Genomic DNA, 17,950 nt, shown 5'->3' with positions numbered 1-17,950 from the left:
CGCCCCGGTTCTCCGCCCGCCCGGTTCCCTCAGCCCTGCCAGACCAGCGCCTGGAGTTCGCTGTAGGCGTGCAGGGCGTAGGAGCCGACGTCGCGGCCGGTGCCGCTCTTCTTGAAGCCGCCGAAGGGGGCCTCCATATGGCGGCCCACGGTGTTGACGCCGACCTGGCCCGCGCGCAACCGCCGGGCGACGCGGAAGGCGCGGGCGGTGTCCCGGGACCAGACGTAGTCGATCAGGCCGTAGTCGGTGTCGTCGGCCAGGGCGACGGCCTCCTCCTCGTCCTCGAAGGGCAGCACCACGACCACCGGGCCGAAGATCTCCTCCCGGACCACCCGCATCCCGGGCGCGCAGTCCGCGAGCACGGTGGGGGCGACGTAGAAGCCTCGCTCGCAGAGGGGCCGTTCGCCGCCGGCGGCCAGGCGCGCGCCCTCCTTGCGGCCCAGTTCCACATAGGCCTCCACGCGGTCCCGGTGGGCCGCCGAGATCACCGGGCCGACCACCGTGCCCGGGGCGCGCGGGTCCCCGACCGGCAGCCGCCTGGCCAGCGCGGCGAGTTGGTCCACCACCCGGTCGTAGACGCCCCGCTGGGCGAGCACCCGGGTCGGGGCGGTGCAGATCTGGCCGCTGTAGAAGGTGAACGTGCTCGCGATCCCGGCCACCGCCGCGTCGGTGTCCGCGTCGTCGAAGACCAGGGCGGCGCCCTTGCCGCCCAGCTCCATCAACTGCCGTTTCAGGGACCGCCCGCACGCCTCGGCGATGCGCTGCCCCACGGCCGTGGACCCGGTGAAGCTCACCATGTCCGTGTCGGGGCACTCCACGGCCGCCTCCCCCAGCTCCGGCCGCGAGCCGCCCACCACATTGACCACGCCCGGCGGGGCGCCCGCCTCCTGGAGGGCGCGGGCCATCCGGTAGACGGAGAGCGGGTCCTGCGGGGCGGGTTTGACGACCACCGTGTTGCCCATGGCCAGCGCGGGGGCCACCTTGCCCGCCGCGTTCGCCCAGGGGTTGTTGTACGAGGTGACGCAGAGGACCACGCCGACCGGGCGGCGCTCGGCGACCGCGCCGAGGACGGCCGCCGGGCCCAGCGGACCCGCCTCGTTGACCTGCGGCGGCAGCGGCTGCTCGGCCGGTTCCACCCTGGCGTACCGGCGGAAGCGGGCGGCCGCCACACCGACCTGCATGGCGCGCGCCGTACGGGTCGTGGCGCCGCTCTCCGCCTGCGCCAGCTCAGCGCAGGACAGCAGGTCGCGCCGGATCAGCTCGGCGGCCCGGGCCAGCACCGCCGCCCGCTCCTCCGGGGCCGTGCGCGACCAGGGTCCGAAGGCCTCGCGGGCCGCCGCGCAGGCCGCGCGGACCTGGTCCGGCGAGGCCTCCGGGGCCCAGCCCACGACGGTCCCGGTGGCCGGGTCGAGGACCGGATGGTGGCCGTCCGCGGGCTCGGTCCAGGCTCCGCCGACGAACAGCCGCTGCCGCTCGGTCACCGGGTTCCCACCGTCCTGGTGTCCCGGCCGGAGCGCAGCACCCGGCCCGGCACGGCCCCGGTCACCGTGTCGTCCCGGATCGTCTCGACGCCGTTGACCCACACCGCCCGTACGCCGATCGCCCGGGAGTCCAGGCGGGGGCTGTCGCCGGGCAGGTCGTGCACCAGGGTGGCGCGGCCCGCGTCGACGGTCTCCGGGTCGAAGAGGACCAGATCGGCGTGGAAGCCCTCCCGTATCCGGCCCCGCTCCCGCAGTCCGAAGAGTTGCGCCGGGTCGTCGGTGAGCATCTTGACGGCCCGCTCCAGCGGCACCAGCCGCCGTCCGCGCAGGCAGTCGCCGAGGAAGCGGGTGGTGTACGGGGCCCCGCACATGCGGTCCAGATGGGCGCCCGCGTCGGAGCCGCCGAGGAGGACGTCCTCGTGGAGCCAGGTCTCGGCGCGCAGCGCCCAGGAGGCCGGGTCGTTGTCGGTGGGCATGGGCCACAGCACGGTCCGCAGGTCGTCGGCTGCGCAGATCTCCACCAGGCAGGCGAAGGGGTCCTGGCCGCGCTCGGCGGCGATGTCCTCCACCACCCGGCCGGTGAGGCCCTCGTTGCCCGGGCTGTAGGTGTCGCCGATGACATAGCGCCCGAAGTCGTTGAGGCGCCGCAGGACGCCCGCCTCATCGGAGCGGGCGCCGCGCAGCAGTGCGGCCCGGACCCCGGGGTCGCGCAGCCGGGCGATCCGCTCGGGCAGGGGCAGGGCGAGCACCGGGCCCCAGCCGGGGAACAGATGGAGCGCGCAGAAGGTGCCCAGTGACATGTTCATCGGGGTGAGGATCGGCATGGTGAGGGCCACCACCCGGCCGCCCGCCTTCCGGGCGCGTTCGCTCGCGAGCAGCTGGCGCGGCACCCGGTCGGGGACGGCGGCGTCGATGCTGAGCACATTCCAGTTCAGGGGGCGGCCCGCGGCGGCGCTCATGTCCGCGAGCAGGTCGATCTCGGCGTCGCTGAACCGGTCGAGGCAGCCCGCCACGATCGCCTCGATCTGGGTGCCCTCGTGCTCGCCCACCGCCCGGGACAGGGCGAGCAGTTCGGCGGGACGGGCGTGGCGGGAGGCGACGGGCTGTCCGTCGCCGTCGGAGTGGGTGGCCGACTGGGTGGTGGACAGGCCCCAGGCCCCGGCGTCCATGGCCTCGTGCAGAAGCCGCAGCATGGCGTCCAGTTGGCCGGGCGTGGGCTGCCCGCCGACCGCGTCCGGGCCCATGACATGGCGGCGCAGTGCGCAGTGGCCCGCCATGAAGCCCGCGTTGACGGCGATCCGGCCGTCCAGGGCGTCGAGGTACTCCCCGAAGCCGTGCCAGGTCCAGGGCGCCCCCTCCTCCAGGGCGACCAGGGACATGCCCTCCACCCTGGACATCATCCGGCGGGTGTAGTCGGCGTCCCCGGGGCGTTCGGGGTTCAGCGGGGCGAGGGTGAAGCCGCAGTTCCCGGCGGCGACGGTGGTGACCCCGTGGTTGAGGGAGGGGGTGGCGTACGGGTCCCAGAAGAGCTGGGCGTCGTAGTGGGTGTGGGGGTCGACGAAGCCGGGGGCGAGGACCAGCCCGGCGGCGTCCTCGCTGCTGCGGGCGGGCTCGGTGACGGTGCCGAGGGCGGCGATACGGCCGTCCCGTACCCCGACGTCGGCGGTGCGGCCCGGGGCGCCGGTGCCGTCCACGACGGTGGCGTCCCTGATGACATGGTCCAGCATGCGGGGCATCCCCTCAGACGGCCCGGCGGAAGCGGGTGGTGCGGTGCACGGGGTCGGTGTCGATCTTCGGGATGACGTGCTCGCCGATCAGCCGGATCGTCTGGAGCGTCTCCTCCTTGGGGATCCCGACCGGCAGTCCGAAGCTGAGCTGGTCGGCCCCGGCCTGCTCCCAGCGCTTGCACTGGGTGAGGACCTCGTCCGGGTCGCCGCAGACGAGGAGTTCCTCCTCGATGAGGACCTCGATGAACTCCTCGGTGTACTCGGGCAGCGTCTCGGGCCAGACCGGGAAGCCCTCGGGGCGCGGGAAGGTGTCGTGGTAGCGGAAGACCAGGGAGGGCAGGTAGTGCAGTTCCCCGGCGGCCGCGATCCGTACCGCCTCCTCGTGCGTGGGCGCGCACACGGCGGTGGTCGTCACCATCACGTTGTCGTTGACGAAGGCGCCGACCGGCTCGGCGTCCACGACCGCGGTCTTGTACTGCTCCAGGACCCATTCCATGTCGGAGACCTTCTGCACGCTGAAGCCGAGCACCCCGAGGCCCTTGCGGGCGGCCATCGCGTACGAGGGCGGGGATCCGGCGGCGTACCACATGGCGGGGTGGGCCGGCCCGTACGGCTTGGGCAGGACCTTGCGCGGCGGCAGCGACCAGTGCCTGCCCTGGAAGCCCGGATACTCCTCCTGGAGCCACATCCGGGGGAACTCGGCGATGGTCTCCTCCCAGATCTCCCTGGTGCGGTCCATGTCGGTGATGCCGGGGAGGAAGCCGAGGATCTCGTGGGAGCCCGCGCCCCGGCCGCTGCCGAACTCGAAGCGGCCCTCGGTGAGGTGGTCGAGCATGGCGACCTTCTCGGCGACCTTCACCGGGTGGTTCACCGGGGCGAGGGGGTTGAAGATGCCGGAGCCGAGGTGGATGCGCTCGGTGGCGTGGGCGAGATAGCCGAGGAAGACGTCGTTGGCGGACAGGTGCGAGTACTCGTCGAGGAAGTGGTGCTCGGAGGCCCAGGCGTACTTGAAGCCGGAGGCGTCCGCCTGGATGACGTACTCGGTCTCCTCCATCAGCGCCTTGTGCTCCGCAAGCGGGTCACGTGCTGCCCGCTTGCCGACGTATCCCTGTACAAAGAGCCCGAATTCCACGGAGGTTCACCGTCCCAGGTCGTTATCTGACGCTTCGTCAGGTCTATGGTGCCGCCGACTGTGGCACCGCCCGGTGGCAGCGTCAAGAGCCGCCGGGCGCCCCGGGGAACGGGACGCCCGCCAGCCAGCCGCCGTCGATCACCAGGGGCTGCCCGGTGAGATAGGAGGAGTCCTCCGAGGTCAGGAAGAGGGCCGCCCGCGCCACCTCCTCGGGCCTGCCGATCCGGCCCAGCGGGACCAGCCCCCGGTACAGCCCGGCCAGGGCCCGGGCGGTCTCCTCCGGGTCGGCGTCCGGGTCCAGCAGGGCCGGGTTGGCCATCGGGGTGTCCACGGCGCCCGGGCACAGCGCGTTGACCCGGATCCCCCGGGGCGCCAGCTCGATCGCGGCGACCCGGGTGAGACCGAGGACGGCGTGCTTGGCCGCCGTGTACGCGCCGGTGGCCGCGATCCCGGCCAGCGCGGTGTACGAGGCGGTGTTGACGATGGTGCCGCCCCCGGCGGCCGCGATCTCGGGGGCCACGGCCCTGATCCCCAGGAAGCACCCCACCTGGTTGACCCGGACGACCTCCTGGAACTCCTCCAGCGGGGTGTCGACCAGGGCGTTGAACCGGAGGATCCCGGCGTTGTTGACCAGCCCGTCGATGCGCCCGTAGGCCTCCTTCGCCCGGGCCACGGCGGCCGTCCAGTCGTCCTCCCGGCCCACGTCGAGCCGGACGTAGAGCTGCCCCAGTTCCCCGGCGAGGGCCTCGCCCCGGTCGTCGAGCACATCCGTGAGGAGGACCCGGGCGCCCTCCGCGGTGAACAGCCGTGCCTCCTGCTCGCCCTGCCCGCGCGCCGCGCCCGTGATCACCACGACGCGTCCGTCCAGCCTGCCCATGGCCCTCCTCAGCCCAGCCGGGGCGCGACCTCCGCCCCGAATGCGGTGATCTGGTCGGTGAGTTCGTCGCGGCTCCGGCTGCGGAACCGCACCTGGATCTGGTGCACGCCCATCTCGCCGTAGCCGCGCAGCGAGTCGGCGACCGCCTGCGGCGACCCGGTGACCGTGCGGCGCCCGACGTCCCAGCCCGCCCGGCCGACATACAGCGGCCCGGCCAGCGCGCCGACCGTGAAGGGCTCCTCGATGCCCGCCTCGGCCCGGGTCCGCGCCAGCCGGGCGATCAGCCCGGGCATCCGCTCCCGGGGGTCGCCCTGCGGCAGCCAGCCGTCGCCCCGGAGCGCCGCCCGGCGCAGGGCGGCGGGCGAGGAGCCGCCGACCCAGAGGGGGACCCTGGCCTGGACGGGCCGGGGCCGCTGCCCGAGCCCCTCGAAGGCGTAGGCCTTCCCGTGGTGGACGGGGAACTCGTCCGGCCCCAGCGCGGCCCTGAGGGCGTCGATCGACTCGTCGAGCAGGGCTCCCCGCGTCCCGAAGTCCACGCCCAGCGCCTCGAACTCCTCGGGCACATGCCCGGCCCCCACCCCGAGGACCAGCCGTCCGCCGGAGAGCCGGTCCAGGGTGGCGTACTGCTTGGCGGTCACCAGGGGGTGCCGCAGCCCGACGAGCGCGACATGGCTGAGCAGCCGCACCCGGGTGGTGACGGCGGCCAGATGGGACAGGGTGGCCACCGGGTCGTACCAGACGGTGCCCATGGCGGGGGCCAGCCGCCGGGGTACGGCGACGTGGTCGCAGCTCCCGAGGTAGTCGAACCCGGCGCGGTCGGCGGCCCGGGCGACCTCCACCAGGTCCTCGGGGCCCGCCGCGGCCTCCCAGGACTCGGCGAAGAGCACGCTCAGGGCCTGCACGGGAAGCTGCATCCCGTACCGCAGGGGCCCGGTCAACGGCCGCCGCCCGGACCGGCCCAGCGGCCGTCGGCGGTCAGGCCCAGCAGCTCGATCGCGTTGCCCCGCACGATCCGCTCCACGGTCTCCGGGTCCAGATGCGCCATCTGGGCCTCGCCGACCTCGCGGGACTTCGGCCAGGTGGAGTCGGAGTGCGGGTAGTCGGTCTCGTAGAGGACGTTCCCGGCGCCGATCGCGTCCAGGTTGCGCAGGCCGAAGGCGTCGTCGAAGAAGCAGCCGTAGACATGCCCGGCGAACAGTTCGGACGGCGGGCGGGCCACCTTGTCCGTGACGCCGCCCCAGGCGCGGTTCTCCTCCCACACCGTGTCGGCGCGCTCCAGGATGTAGGGGATCCAGCCGATCTGCCCCTCCGCGTACATCACCCGCAGCTTCGGGAAGCGCTCGAACTTGCCGCTCATCAGCCAGTCGACCATGGAGAAGCAGCAGTTGGCGAAGGTGATGGTGGAGCCGACGGCGGGCGGGGCGTCCGCGGAGGTGGAGGGCATCCTGCTGCTGGAGCCGATGTGCATCGCGATGACCGTGCCGGTCTCGTCGCAGGCGGCGAGGAAGGGGTCCCAGTCGTCACCGTGCACGGACGGCAGCCCGAGGTGCGGCGGGATCTCGGAGAAGGCGACGGCCCGCACCCCGCGGGCGGCGTTGCGGCGCACCTCGGCGGCGGCGAGGTGTGCGTCCCACAGGGGGATCAGGGTGAGGGGGACGAGACGGCCCTGCGCCGCGGGTCCGCACCACTCCTCCACCATCCAGTCGTTGTAGGCGCGCACGCACAGCAGCGCCAGTTCGCGGTCGCGGGCCTCGGTGAAGGTCTGGCCGCAGAAGCGCGGGAAGGTCGGGAAGCAGAGGGCGGCCCCGACATGGTTGACGTCCATGTCGGCGAGGCGGTCGCGCACGTCGTAGGAGCCCGGCCGCATCTGCTCGTAGGTGATGACCTCCAGTCTGATCTCGTCCCGGGAGCAGCCGACGGCGGTGTCCAGACGGGTGAGGGGGCGGCGCAGGTCCTCGTAGACCCACCAGTCGCCGAGCGGCCCCTCGTCCCCGGGCGCGCCCATGACCGGGGCGAACTTGCCGCCCAGGAAGGTCAGTTCCTTCAGGGGCGCGCGGACGATGTGCGGGCCCGCGTCCCGGTGCTTCGCGGGGAGCCGGTCCCGCCAGACGTGCGGGGGCTCCACCGTGTGGTCGTCGACGGAGATGATCTGCGGGAAGTCGGAGGTGCTCGGCGAGGTCTCCATGCCGGTCACCGTAGCGCCGATCTGACGGATCGTCAGCAACGAGGGCCCGCCCCGGCCCGAATCCGTTCCCTCCGGCAGGGGCAGAGCGTGTGTGGACTCTGTGACGCACTGCTTCACAGCTTGTGATCGCCGTCTCCCACGGCTGACGTATCCGCCATGAACAAGGCAAACTGGCCTCTTGACTGTGACGTTCGGCAGGGTGCCAGGGGGCAGCGATGGACGGTGTACCGCGAGTGCCGGAGCAGCGAGGTGCCGAGGAATCGGCGGCTCTGCGCTTCGGGGTGCTCGGACCGGTGCGCGCCTGGCGTGAGGACGAGCCGCTGGCCACGGGCTCGCCCCAGCAACGGGCCCTGCTGGCCGCGCTGCTGCTGCGCGAGGGGCGCACGGCGACCGCGTCCGAACTGATCGACGCGCTCTGGGGCGAGGAGCCGCCGCCGCGGGCCCTGGCCGCCGTCCGCACCTACGCCTCCCGGCTGCGCAAGGTCCTCTCCCCCGGTGTGCTGGTCAGCGAGTCCGGCGGCTACGCGGTGCGGCTGACGGACGCCCGCGCCCTGGACCTCGCCGCGGCCCAGGAGCTGGCCGGGGACGCCGAGAAGGCGAAGGGCGCCGGAGATCTCGGCCGGGCCCGGCGGCTGCTGACCGAGGCGCTGGCCCGGTGGGACGGCGAACCCCTGGCCAACATCCCCGGCCCGTACGCCGAGACCCAGCGCACCCGGCTCCAGGAGTGGCGCCTCCAACTCCTGGAGACCCGGCTCGACATGGACCTGGAGCAGGGCTGCCACGCCGAGGCGGTCTCGGAGCTGACCGCCTTGACCGCGGCGCAGCCGCTGCGCGAGCGCCTGCGGGAACTGCTGATGCTGGCCCTGTACCGCTCCGGACGCCAGGCGGAGGCCCTCGCGGTCTACGCGGACACCCGGCGCCTGCTGGCCGACGAACTCGGTGTCGACCCCCGCCCCGGCCTGAAGGACCTCCAGCAGCGGATCCTGCGGGCCGACCCGGGTCTCGCGGAGCCCTCGGCCCCGGCCGCCGAACCCGCCGCCGCCCCGGTGCGCCCGGCCCAGCTCCCGGCGACGGTCCCGGACTTCACGGGCCGCACCTCCTTCGTCGACGAGCTGAGCGACGTGCTGGCCTCGGCCGAGGGCCGGGTGATGGCGGTGTCCGCGCTGGCCGGGATCGGCGGCGTCGGCAAGACCACCCTCGCGGTCCATGTCGCCCACCAGGCCCGCACGGCCTTCCCCGACGGCCAGTTGTACGTCGACCTCCAGGGCGCGGGCCACCAGGCCGCGGAGCCGGAGACGGTCCTCGGCTCCTTCCTGCGCGCCCTCGGCACCACCGAGTCCGCCATCCCCGACACCCTGGAGGAGCGGGCCGCGCTCTACCGCTCGGTCCTGGACGGCCGCCGGGTGCTGGTCCTGCTGGACAACGCCAAGGACGCGGCGCAGGTGCGTCCGCTGCTCCCGGGCACGGACGGCTGCGCGGCCCTGGTCACCTCCCGCGTCCGGATGGTGGACCTGGCCGGTGCGCATCTGGTGGACCTGGATGTGATGTCCCCGGACGAGGCGCTGTCGCTGTTCACCAAGATCGTGGGCGAGGAGCGGGTGGACTCGGAGCGCGAGGCCGCCCTCGACGTGGTCGCGGCCTGCGGCTTCCTGCCGCTGGCGATCCGTATCGCGGCCTCCCGGCTCGCCGCGCGCCGGACCTGGACCGTCTCGATCCTCGCGGCCAAGCTGGCGGACGAACGGCGCCGCCTCGACGAACTCCAGGCCGGCGACCTGGCGGTGAAGGCCACCTTCGAACTGGGCTACGGCCAGCTGGAACCGGCCCAGGCCCGCGCCTTCCGCCTGCTGGGCCTGGCGGACGGCCCGGACATCTCCCTGGCCGCGGCCGCCGCGGTCCTGGACGTCCCGCCGGAGGACGCGGAGGACCTGCTGGAGTCCCTGGTGGACACCTCCCTGGTGGAGTCCGCGGCCCCGGGCCGCTACCGCTACCACGACCTGGTCCGCCTCTACGCGCGTGCCTGCGCCGAACGGGACGAGCATCCGCCCAGCGAGCGGGACGCGGCGATGTCCCGGCTGCTGGACTTCTACCTGGCCACCGCGGCGGCCGTCTACGCCATCGAGCGGCCCGGCGACCGGCTGGTGGACCACCTGGAGAAGCCCGGGACCCCGGGGCTCGCCTTCCCCGGCCGTGGCGCGGCACAGGACTGGCTCTACGCGGAGGCCGTCTGCCTGCTCGCCTGTGTCCGCCAGTCGTCCGGCGGCACCCGGCTCAGGCGCGCCGTGGACCTGCTGTGGGCGGCGGTGGACCTGGCGGAGTCCGGGGCGAACTCCCGGGAGTACGAGGCCGCGGCCACGGCCCTGCGCGATGCCGCCCGGACGGCGTCGGACGGGCGTGCGGAGGCCCGGGCGAACCTGGTGCTGGCCAACGCCCGCCACTGGTCCGGCTCCTTCGACCAGGCCGACCGGGAGGCGCGCGAGGTCCTCAGGCTCGCCGAGGCGGCGGGCGATCCGCTGCCCAGCTGCTGGGCGGCGAACATCCTGGGCGCCTTCGCCTTCTACCAGAACCGCCATGCCGAGGCGGAGGAGTATCTGGAGCGCGCCATCCGGGAGTTCCGCGCCTGCGGCGACCTGTCCGGCACCGCGGCCGCCCTGTGCAACCTCTCCCGGCTGCATCTGGCGACGGGCCGCGCCGAGAGCGCGGTGGGCCTCGCCCGGCAGGGCACGGAGATGTACGAGGAGCTGGGGCACACGCTCAAGGCCGCCAACGGCCACTACGCGCTCGGGATGGCGCTGAGCGAGCACGGCAGGTTCGCCGACGCCTCCGCCCGCCTGGGCGAGGCCCTCCAGGTCTTCCGGGCCAGCCGCCAGCGGCTGTGGGAGGGCATGACGCTCTTCCGGCTCGCCGAGGTCGACCTGCTGGCCCAGCGCCCCGCCCAGGCCGCCACCAACGCCGAGATGGCCCTGTCGGTGCTCCGGGGCATCGGCGGGACCTGGCGCCGCGGCAATGTCCTCACGGTCCTCGGCAAGGCCCTGACCCGGCTCGGCCAGTCCGGCCGCGCGACCGTCTGCTGGCGGGAGGCGCTGGAGATCTACCAGGGGCTGAACTCCCCGGAGGCCGCGGAGCTACAGGCCCTGCTGGCCCCGGCGACGGCGGCTTGAGGACGCCCTCGGGGCGGCCTCAGGGGCGGCGACGCGGGGAGCCGTCAGGGGCGTTCATCGTTCGTTTATCGCCGTCCGGCAGTCTTCTCTTTGTCGATCCGTGTGTCGGGGGGCAGGCGGACCGCTGATGAGACCGCCCCACTAGGTCTCTAGAGTGGGCGGTTTGTGGGGCCCGTCCGGCCATCCTCGGGGGAGTGGCCGGGCGGGCCCTCGACAGTCCTGAAGCACCACCCAAGGGGAGGCACCAGCATGAGCGACACCACCAAGCAGCAGCCGATCGTCAAGCCGGCCAACACGCACATCACCGATGCCCCGGCCGGCGGCGGGATCAGGCCGCTCAACACGCACATCACGGACGCCGAGGCCGGCGCCGCCGTCCAGCCGCTGAACACGCACGTCACGGAGGCTCCCGCGGCCCAGCCGCCGGCGATGCAGGCCGCGGGCGCCCAGGACGGCGACGTCCGCCCGGACAACACCCACATCACGTCCGACCCGAGCTGAGGCCTCTCGTCCGGATCACGCCGGGCTCGATCCGGACGGAAGAACCTGGCAGAGCCCGCCTCCTCGACCACGGGGGTCGGCCGCGGCGGCACGGAGGGGAGCCGCCGCGGCCGAGGTGTGCCGCGGTCCGGTCCGCGGTCAGGCGCGGTCGGCCGCCTCCCGCCGGGCGTGCCCGCGCAGTTCCCCCTTCACCACCTTGCCGCCGGCGTTCCGCGGCAGCTCGGCCAGGAACTCCACCGCCCTCGGCACCTTGTAGTTCGCCATCTCGCGGCGGGACCAGGCGATCAGATCCTCGCCGGTGACCTGGGACCCCGGCCTGCGCACCACATAGGCCTTGCCGACCTCGCCCAGCCGGGGGTCCGGCACGCCGATCACGGCCACCTCCGCCACATCCGGGTGCCGTCCGAGCCGTTGCTCTATCTCCGCCGGGTAGGCGTTGAAGCCGCCGACGACGAACATGTCCCTGATGCGGTCGGTGACCCTGAGATTGCCCGCCCGGTCCAGGACGCCCACATCGCCGGTGCGCAGCCAGCCGCCCGGGAGCAGCACCTCCGCGGTCGCCTCCGCGTCCTCGAAGTAGCCCCGCATCACCTGGAATCCGCGGACCAGGATCTCCCCCGCGGCGCCGGGCGGCAGCGGCTCGCCCCCGGGTCCGGCGATCCGCACCCGGGTGCCGGGCACGGGCCGTCCCGAGGTCTCGGCGACCACCGAGGGGTCGTCGCCGCGGCGGCACATCGTCACCAGGCCGCTCGCCTCCGACAGGCCGTACGCCGTCAGGACCGTGGCGACGCCGAGTTCCCCGCGCAGCCGTTCCACCAGGCGGCGCGGGACCACCGCCGCGCCCGTCACCACCAGGCGCAGGGCCGAGAGGTCGTGGGCGTCGCGGGCGGGGTGGTCCAGCAGGGACTGGTGCAGGGTCGGCGGTCCCGGCAGCACCGAGATCCGCTCCGCGGCGATGTTCGCCAGCGCCGTGGCCACGTTGAACACCGGCTGCGGGACCATGGTCGCGCCCCGCATCAGACAGGCGAGCACCCCGGCCTTGTAGCCGAAGGTGTGGAAGAAGGGGTTCACGATCAGATAGCGGTCGCCGTGCTCCAGACCCGCCAGATCCGTCCAGATCCCGTACGTGCGCAGGGTCTGGGCGTGGGTGGTCACCACACCCTTGGAGCGGCCCGTGGTGCCGGAGGTGAAGACGATGTCCGACGGGTCCGCGCCGCCCACGGCCGCCGCGCGCCGCCGTACGGCCGCCTCCCCGACGCGCTCCCCGGCCGCCAGGAAGTCCCGCCAGGTGCGGAAGGCGGGCGGGGCGTCGTCCGCCAGGACCACCGCCTGCTCCAGGTGCGGCAGGCCGGGAAGGGGACCGTGGCCGGGTCCCTCGCCGGCCGCCCGGCGCAGCGACGCCACATAGGAGGTGCCGAGGAACGTGCCCGTCACGAACAGCAGTTTCGCCCGGCTCCGCGCCAGGACGTCCGCGGTCTCGGCACCCTTGTAGCGGGTGTTGAGGGGGACCAGGACCGCGCCCGCCGAGACCGCGCCGAGCGCCGAGACGATCCACTCCAGGGAGTTGGGGGCCCAGACGGCCACCCGGTCGCCGGGGCCGACGCCGTGTGCGATGCACGCCGCCGCCGCGTGCTCCACCCGGGCGCCCAGCCCGGCGTAGGAGAGCCGGGTGCGGCCCTCGACGACGGCCTCCGTCTCCCCGTACCGGCGGGCCGCGCTGCGGACCAGTCCCGGAATGCTGCCCCACTCCACGTCACCGCGCATGGTCCGCCTCCAGCGATTCCGTCCCATTAGCTGACTACCCGTCAGATTAGCGATAGCCTGACGGACTGTCAGTCACCGGTCCGGATCCCCTGCGAAAGGTGCGTCCATGGCCAGGGCGGGACTCAGAGGACTCAAGGACGCGACCGCCGTCGCGGGCATCGGGCAGACCGCCTTCGCCCGCCGACTGCCGCAGTCCGAGAAGGTGTTGGCGTGCCGGGCGATCCTCTCCGCGCTGGACGACGCCGGGATCGCGCCCGGCGAGGTCGACGCGCTCGCCTCGTACACCATGGAGGAGACCGACGAGGTGGAGGTGGCCAAGGCGCTCGGCCTCGGTGACCTCACCTTCTTCGCCAGGACCGGCTACGGCGGCGGCGGTTCCTGCGCCACCGTCGCCCATCTCGCGGCGGCGATCGCCACCGGGCAGGCGACCGTCGGGGTCGCCTGGCGGTCCCGCAAGCGCGGCAGCGGCCCCCGCCCCTGGCGGAACACGGCCGCCCAACTGCCCGTACCCGCCCAGTGGACCCGGCCCTTCGGACTGCTCCGGCCGGTCGACGAGATCGGCATGCTGGCCCGCCGCTACATGCACGAGTACGGCGCGACGCGGGACCACTTCTTCCAGGTGGCCCTCGCCTGCCGCAACCGGGCCAACCAGAACCCCGCCGCGATCATGTACGAGCGCCCGCTGACCAGGGAGATGTACATGACCTCCCGCTGGATCAGCGAGCCGCTCTGCCTCTACGACAACTGCCTGGAGACGGACGGCGCGCTGGCCTGCGTGGTGGTCTCCGCCGAGCGCGCCCGCGACTGCCGGCACCGGCCCGTCTATGTCCACGCCGCCGCCCAGGGCCTGCCCGCCCAGCACCACGGCATGGTCAACTACTGGAACGACGACCCGCTCACCGGCCCGGCCTGGACCGCCGCCCGGCATCTGTGGAAGCACGCCGACTTCACCCCCGACGATGTGGACGTCGCCCAGATCTACGACGCGTTCACCCCGCTCGTCCCGCTCTCCCTGGAGGGCTACGGCTTCTGCGGGCGCGGGGAGGGCGCGGCCTTCACCGAGGGGGGCGCGCTGGAGATCGGCGGACGGCTGCCCCTCAACACCGGCGGGGGCGGCCTGTCCGAGGCCTATGTGCACGGCTTCAACCTCGTCACCGAGGGCGTGAAGCAGCTGCGCGGGACCGGCACCGCCCAGGTCCCGGGCGCCGCCACCTGCCTGGTCACCGCCGGGGAGGGCGTGCCGACCTCCGCCCTGCTGCTGAGGAGCTGACCCATGACCGACGCCCTGCTGTCCCCCGTGCCCGACGAGGACGGGGCGCCCTTCTGGGAGTACGCGGCCCGGGGCGAACTGCGCGTCCAGACCTGCGCCGACTGCGGTGAGCCCCGCTTCCCGCCGCGCCCCTGCTGCCCGCACTGCCGGTCCTTCACGAGCGAGTGGCGGCCGGTGAGCGGCAAGGGACGGATCTGGTCCTACGTCGTCCCCCACCCGCCCCTGCTCCCGGCCTACGCGGCGCGGGCCCCGTACAACGTGGTCGTGGTGGAGCTGGCCGAGGAGCCCCGCATCCGGCTGGTCGGGAACCTGGTCACCGCGCCGGACGCGCCGCTGGACTCGGTGCCGCCGGAACGGATCCGGATCGGCGCGCGGGTGCAGGCCGTCTTCGGTGCGGACGGGCTGCCGCGCTGGGCCCCGGAGCGGCCGTGAGCGGGGGGCTGCGGTTCGCCGCCGACGCGGCCACGGGCGTCGCGGTGCTCACCCTGGACCGGCCGGACCGGCTCAATGCGATCGACCCCCCGCTGGCCCGCGAACTGGCCGCGCGCTGGCGGCGGTTGCGCCACGACGACTCCGTACGGGCCGTGGTGCTCACCGGCGCGGGCGGGCGCGCCTTCTGCACGGGGATCGACCGGGACGCCCGCATCCCGCAGCCGTCCTCGCCCTTCATGGTGGACGATCCGCTGCTGGACATCGGCCCGAAGGCGAACGGCCTGTGGAAGCCGGTGATCGCCGCGGTGTCCGGGATGGCCTGCGGCGGGGCCTTCTATCTGCTGGGCGAGAGCGAGTTCGTCGTGGCGGACCCGACCGCGTCCTTCTTCGACCCGCACACCGCCTACGGGATGGTCAGCGCCTACGAGTCCGTCCACGCGGCCCACCGGATGCCGCCCGGGGAGGCGGCGCGAATGGCCCTGATGGGCACCGCCGAGCGGATCTCGGCGCAACGGGCCTACGAGATCGGGCTGGTGTCCGAACTCACCGCACCCGGCGGCGCGGTGGAGGCGGCGGTGCGCTGCGCCGAGGTCATCGCCTCCTATCCGCCGGAGGGGGTGCAGGGCACGGTGCGGGCCCTGTGGGCGGCCCAGGAGGCGGCGCGGGCCGCGGCCTTCGCACAGGCGCCGCAGCTCATAGCGCTGGGGAATCTGCCGCCCGAACGGCAGGCGGAACTCTTCGCCGGGCGGCGCAAGGGCGGTCACCGGGTCAGGTGAGCGCCGGAACCCCGGTCACCGTGTGGCGCGGTGCGCGCACCCGGCGTAATCTCGAGGCGACGGCCGCCGTCCGCCGCCCCTTCCGTCAGGCCCGTACGACGGCCGTCCAGGGCCCCGCTGGACGCCAGGGTCTTTCGTTGGGATCGGGCCGGGTCAGGGAGCGGGGTCTGGTGCCGAGCGTCGCAAGGCGGAGGAGGGCGTCATGGCGGAGCCATGGCAACCGACGACAACGCCGCGAGGCGCGGTGCCAGGGCCCGCGAGCCCGGCCTGATCCACTCGAGAGGCCCTAGGCCGTCCGTGCCGTGCCGGTGCCCTTCCCGGCGTCCAGGGCGTACACACAGCGGTCCTTGCTGCACGCGTAGACCACGCCGTCCTTCACCACGGGCGAGCCGGTGATCTCCCCGCCGGTGGCCAGCTTCCAGCGCAGGCGGCCGTCGTCGGCCTTGAGCGTGTAGAGCAGATGGTCCGTGGAGCCGAAGTGGATGCGGCCCTCGGCCACCGCCGGGGTACCCACGATGTCGCCGCCCGCCTGGAAGCGCCACTTGGGGGTGCCGGTGACCGCGTCCAGCGTGTACAGGCCCTTGCCGCTGCCCACATGGACGTGTCCCGCGGCGACCAGCACCGGGTCGGCCGCCGCCCGGGCCTCCGTGGCGATGCGCCAGCGGTCGCGGCCGTCCGCCGCGTCCAGGGCGTAGACCGTGCCCAGGTAGTCCGCAAGGTAGATGCCGCCGCCGGCGACGGCCGGGCCGGGCACGAAGGCCGGCGGGCACAGGAAGACCGCCGGCGCCTCGAAGTGCCAGCGCACCCTGCCGGTCGCGGCCTCGATCGCCAGTACCCGGGTACCGGCCGAGACGTAGACCGAGCCGTCCGAGGCGTGGGTCAGGCGCACCGGGACGCCGCCGCACGAGGCCGCGTCCCCGATCGGGTACGACCAGCGCTCCTCGCCGGTGCGCGCGTCCAGGGCGCGCAGCCGGGTGTCCTGCCAGATGTAGACCGTGCCGTCATGGAGCGCGGGCCCGGCCTCCGGCGACTCGAAGTCGGTCTGGGCGCCGCCCGTCTCCCACAGCTTCTGCCCGGTGGACGCCTCCCAGGCCTGGACGCCGCCGCCGCGGGTCCCGGTGACGACCGTGCCCCGGTCGGCCCGGAGCGTGTAGACCCAGCCGTCCAGGGACAGCCGCCACAGATCCGTGCCCGCGCGGGCGTCCAGGGCGAAGAGGGTGGGGCCGTCCGAGGCGTGGACCCGGCCGTCGGCGACCGCCATGGACCAGGCGACGTCCCGGGTCTTGAAGCGGCGGCGGCCGGTCGCCACGTCCAGGGCGTGCACCTCGAAGGAGGTGACATAGACGAGGTCGTCGGCGACCGCCGGGGTGCCCCAGAGGTCGTTGGACATGCGGAAGCGCCACGGGCGCCAGCCGGAGGCCGTCTCCGGGGGCGGGGGCGGGAGGGCGGGGGCGCCCGCGGGCGCCCCGTTGACGCCGCCGGACGGGCGGGACCAGGACGCGGCGAGGCCCGCCTCCGGGGGCGGCGCCTTCACGGCGGCGGCCCGGGCGTCGGCGACCCGGGGGCCGGGCCCGATCGGCACCGGGGCGCCCGCCAGCCGCACCGGGCCGCCGTCGGGGGCACCGACCGGCACCGGGGCGGGGGCGTGCGAGGGCGGGGGCGGCACGGCGGGTCTGCCGCCCCCGCCACTGCGGCCGGTGGGCACGGGCGGCTTGGCGGGCGGGCGTCCGCCGCGGCGCGCCTCGATCAGGGTGACCGCCTTCTCGGGCAGCCAGGCCGAGGCCGTACCGCTGTCGTCGGAGCCCGAGCCGAAGAGATGGGGTGCCAGCTGGGCCTGGAGGTCGGCGGGGTTGGGGCGGCCGGTGGCCTCCATCTGCATACAGGACTCGATGAGCGGACGCAGTTCGTCCGGCAGCCCGGACAGGTCCGGGCCCTCACGCAGCAGCATGAAGACGGTCTCGACCGGGTTGGCGCCGTGGAAGGGGGGATGCCCGGTGGCGGCGAAGACGAGCATCGAACCGAGCGAGAAGACATCGCTCGCGCCGGTCACACTGCGCGAGTCCTTCGCCTGCTCGGGGGACATGTAGGCGGGTGTGCCGACCGCGACATTGGTCATCGTCAGACGGGTGTTCGATACGCCGGAGGCGATACCGAAGTCGATCACCCGGGGGCCGTCCTCGACGACGAGGACGTTGGACGGCTTGAGGTCGCGGTGGACCAGGCCCGCCCCGTGGATGGACTGGAGCGCCTCCGCGACGCCCGCGGCCAGCCAGCGCACCGCCTGCGCGGGCAGCGGCCCGCAGTCGGTCACTATCTCCTCCAGGGAGGGCGCGGGCACATAGGCGGTGGCGAGCCAGGGCACGGCCGCGCGGGGGTCCGCGTCGACCACGGCGGCCGTGTAGAAGCCGGACACCGCACGGGCGGCCTCGACCTCACGCGTGAAGCGCACCCGGAACAGCTGGTCCTCGGCCAGTTCCGTGCGCACCGTCTTGATCGCCACGCGCCTGCCCGACGCCGAGCGCGCGAGATAGACCAGCCCCATGCCGCCGGCACCCAGCCGTCCCAGCACCTCGAACGGCCCGATCCGCCGCGGATCGTGCTGCGTCAGCTGATCCACCACTAGCCTGCCACCTCCCCGTACGGGTCG

At 74.2% G+C, this 17,950-nt stretch carries 13 protein-coding genes; 5 read left to right on the top strand and 8 right to left on the bottom strand.

Annotated elements, in window-relative coordinates:
* Window positions 1-29: 29 nt before the first annotated feature.
* The 6 genes from ACIHAA_RS10595 to ACIHAA_RS10570 form a co-directional block, all read right to left on the bottom strand.
* Window positions 30-1,481, bottom strand: a complete 1,452-nt coding sequence (locus ACIHAA_RS10595; protein ID WP_399815368.1) for an aldehyde dehydrogenase family protein — start codon at window positions 1,479-1,481, stop codon at window positions 30-32.
* A complete protein-coding gene (locus tag ACIHAA_RS10590) occupies window positions 1,478-3,208 on the bottom strand; it encodes an amidohydrolase family protein (protein WP_399815366.1) in 1,731 nt (576 codons plus the stop codon). The genes ACIHAA_RS10595 and ACIHAA_RS10590 overlap by 4 nt, the downstream gene beginning before the upstream one ends.
* A gap of 13 nt (window positions 3,209-3,221) precedes the next feature.
* Window positions 3,222-4,340, bottom strand: coding sequence for an LLM class flavin-dependent oxidoreductase (locus ACIHAA_RS10585; protein ID WP_399815364.1), 1,119 nt, complete (start codon window positions 4,338-4,340; stop codon window positions 3,222-3,224).
* A gap of 82 nt (window positions 4,341-4,422) precedes the next feature.
* Complete coding sequence (locus ACIHAA_RS10580; protein WP_399815362.1) at window positions 4,423-5,217, bottom strand: SDR family NAD(P)-dependent oxidoreductase; 795 nt, start codon at window positions 5,215-5,217, stop codon at window positions 4,423-4,425.
* A gap of 8 nt (window positions 5,218-5,225) precedes the next feature.
* A complete protein-coding gene (locus tag ACIHAA_RS10575; RefSeq protein WP_399815360.1) occupies window positions 5,226-6,131 on the bottom strand; it encodes an LLM class F420-dependent oxidoreductase in 906 nt (301 codons plus the stop codon).
* Window positions 6,132-6,151: 20 nt separating this feature from the next.
* On the bottom strand, window positions 6,152-7,402 hold the full coding sequence (locus ACIHAA_RS10570) for an amidohydrolase family protein (RefSeq protein ID WP_399815358.1): 1,251 nt from the start codon (window positions 7,400-7,402) through the stop codon (window positions 6,152-6,154).
* Between the two features lie 215 nt (window positions 7,403-7,617).
* Here ACIHAA_RS10570 and ACIHAA_RS10565 point away from each other — a divergent pair, with 215 nt between their 5' ends.
* Window positions 7,618-10,560: a BTAD domain-containing putative transcriptional regulator gene (locus ACIHAA_RS10565; protein ID WP_399815356.1), complete on the top strand. Its 2,943-nt coding sequence runs from the start codon at window positions 7,618-7,620 to the stop codon at window positions 10,558-10,560.
* A gap of 249 nt (window positions 10,561-10,809) precedes the next feature.
* Window positions 10,810-11,061: a hypothetical protein gene (locus ACIHAA_RS10560; protein ID WP_399815355.1), complete on the top strand. Its 252-nt coding sequence runs from the start codon at window positions 10,810-10,812 to the stop codon at window positions 11,059-11,061.
* A 138-nt stretch (window positions 11,062-11,199) separates the two neighbouring features.
* On the opposite strand, the gene ACIHAA_RS10555 is transcribed toward ACIHAA_RS10560, so the two are convergent.
* Entirely contained in the window at window positions 11,200-12,825 is a 1,626-nt protein-coding gene (locus tag ACIHAA_RS10555; RefSeq protein WP_399815353.1) for a FadD3 family acyl-CoA ligase, read from the bottom strand.
* 106 nt (window positions 12,826-12,931) lie between these two features.
* Between ACIHAA_RS10555 and ACIHAA_RS10550 the strand changes: the two genes are divergently transcribed.
* From ACIHAA_RS10550 to ACIHAA_RS10540, 3 genes are read left to right on the top strand one after another with little or no spacing between them, the layout of a single operon-like run.
* Window positions 12,932-14,095, top strand: coding sequence for a lipid-transfer protein (locus tag ACIHAA_RS10550; RefSeq protein WP_399815351.1), 1,164 nt, complete (start codon window positions 12,932-12,934; stop codon window positions 14,093-14,095).
* A 15-nt stretch (window positions 14,096-14,110) separates the two neighbouring features.
* Window positions 14,111-14,527, top strand: coding sequence for a Zn-ribbon domain-containing OB-fold protein (locus tag ACIHAA_RS10545; protein WP_399815462.1), 417 nt, complete (start codon window positions 14,111-14,113; stop codon window positions 14,525-14,527).
* The gene (locus tag ACIHAA_RS10540; RefSeq protein ID WP_399815349.1) at window positions 14,524-15,303 is read left to right on the top strand and encodes an enoyl-CoA hydratase/isomerase family protein; all 780 of its coding nucleotides are present in this window, start codon (window positions 14,524-14,526) and stop codon (window positions 15,301-15,303) included. The genes ACIHAA_RS10545 and ACIHAA_RS10540 overlap by 4 nt, the downstream gene beginning before the upstream one ends.
* 286 nt (window positions 15,304-15,589) lie before the next feature.
* On the opposite strand, the gene ACIHAA_RS10535 is transcribed toward ACIHAA_RS10540, so the two are convergent.
* A complete protein-coding gene (locus ACIHAA_RS10535; RefSeq protein WP_399815347.1) occupies window positions 15,590-17,923 on the bottom strand; it encodes a PQQ-binding-like beta-propeller repeat protein in 2,334 nt (777 codons plus the stop codon).
* Between the last annotated feature and the right edge of the window lie 27 nt (window positions 17,924-17,950).

The organism is Streptomyces sp. NPDC052040, from assembly GCF_044548405.1.
GTDB lineage: Bacteria > Actinomycetota > Actinomycetes > Streptomycetales > Streptomycetaceae > Streptomyces.
Note: the sequence above shows the minus strand (reverse complement) of the source record. Positions and strands in the feature narration are given on the sequence as shown.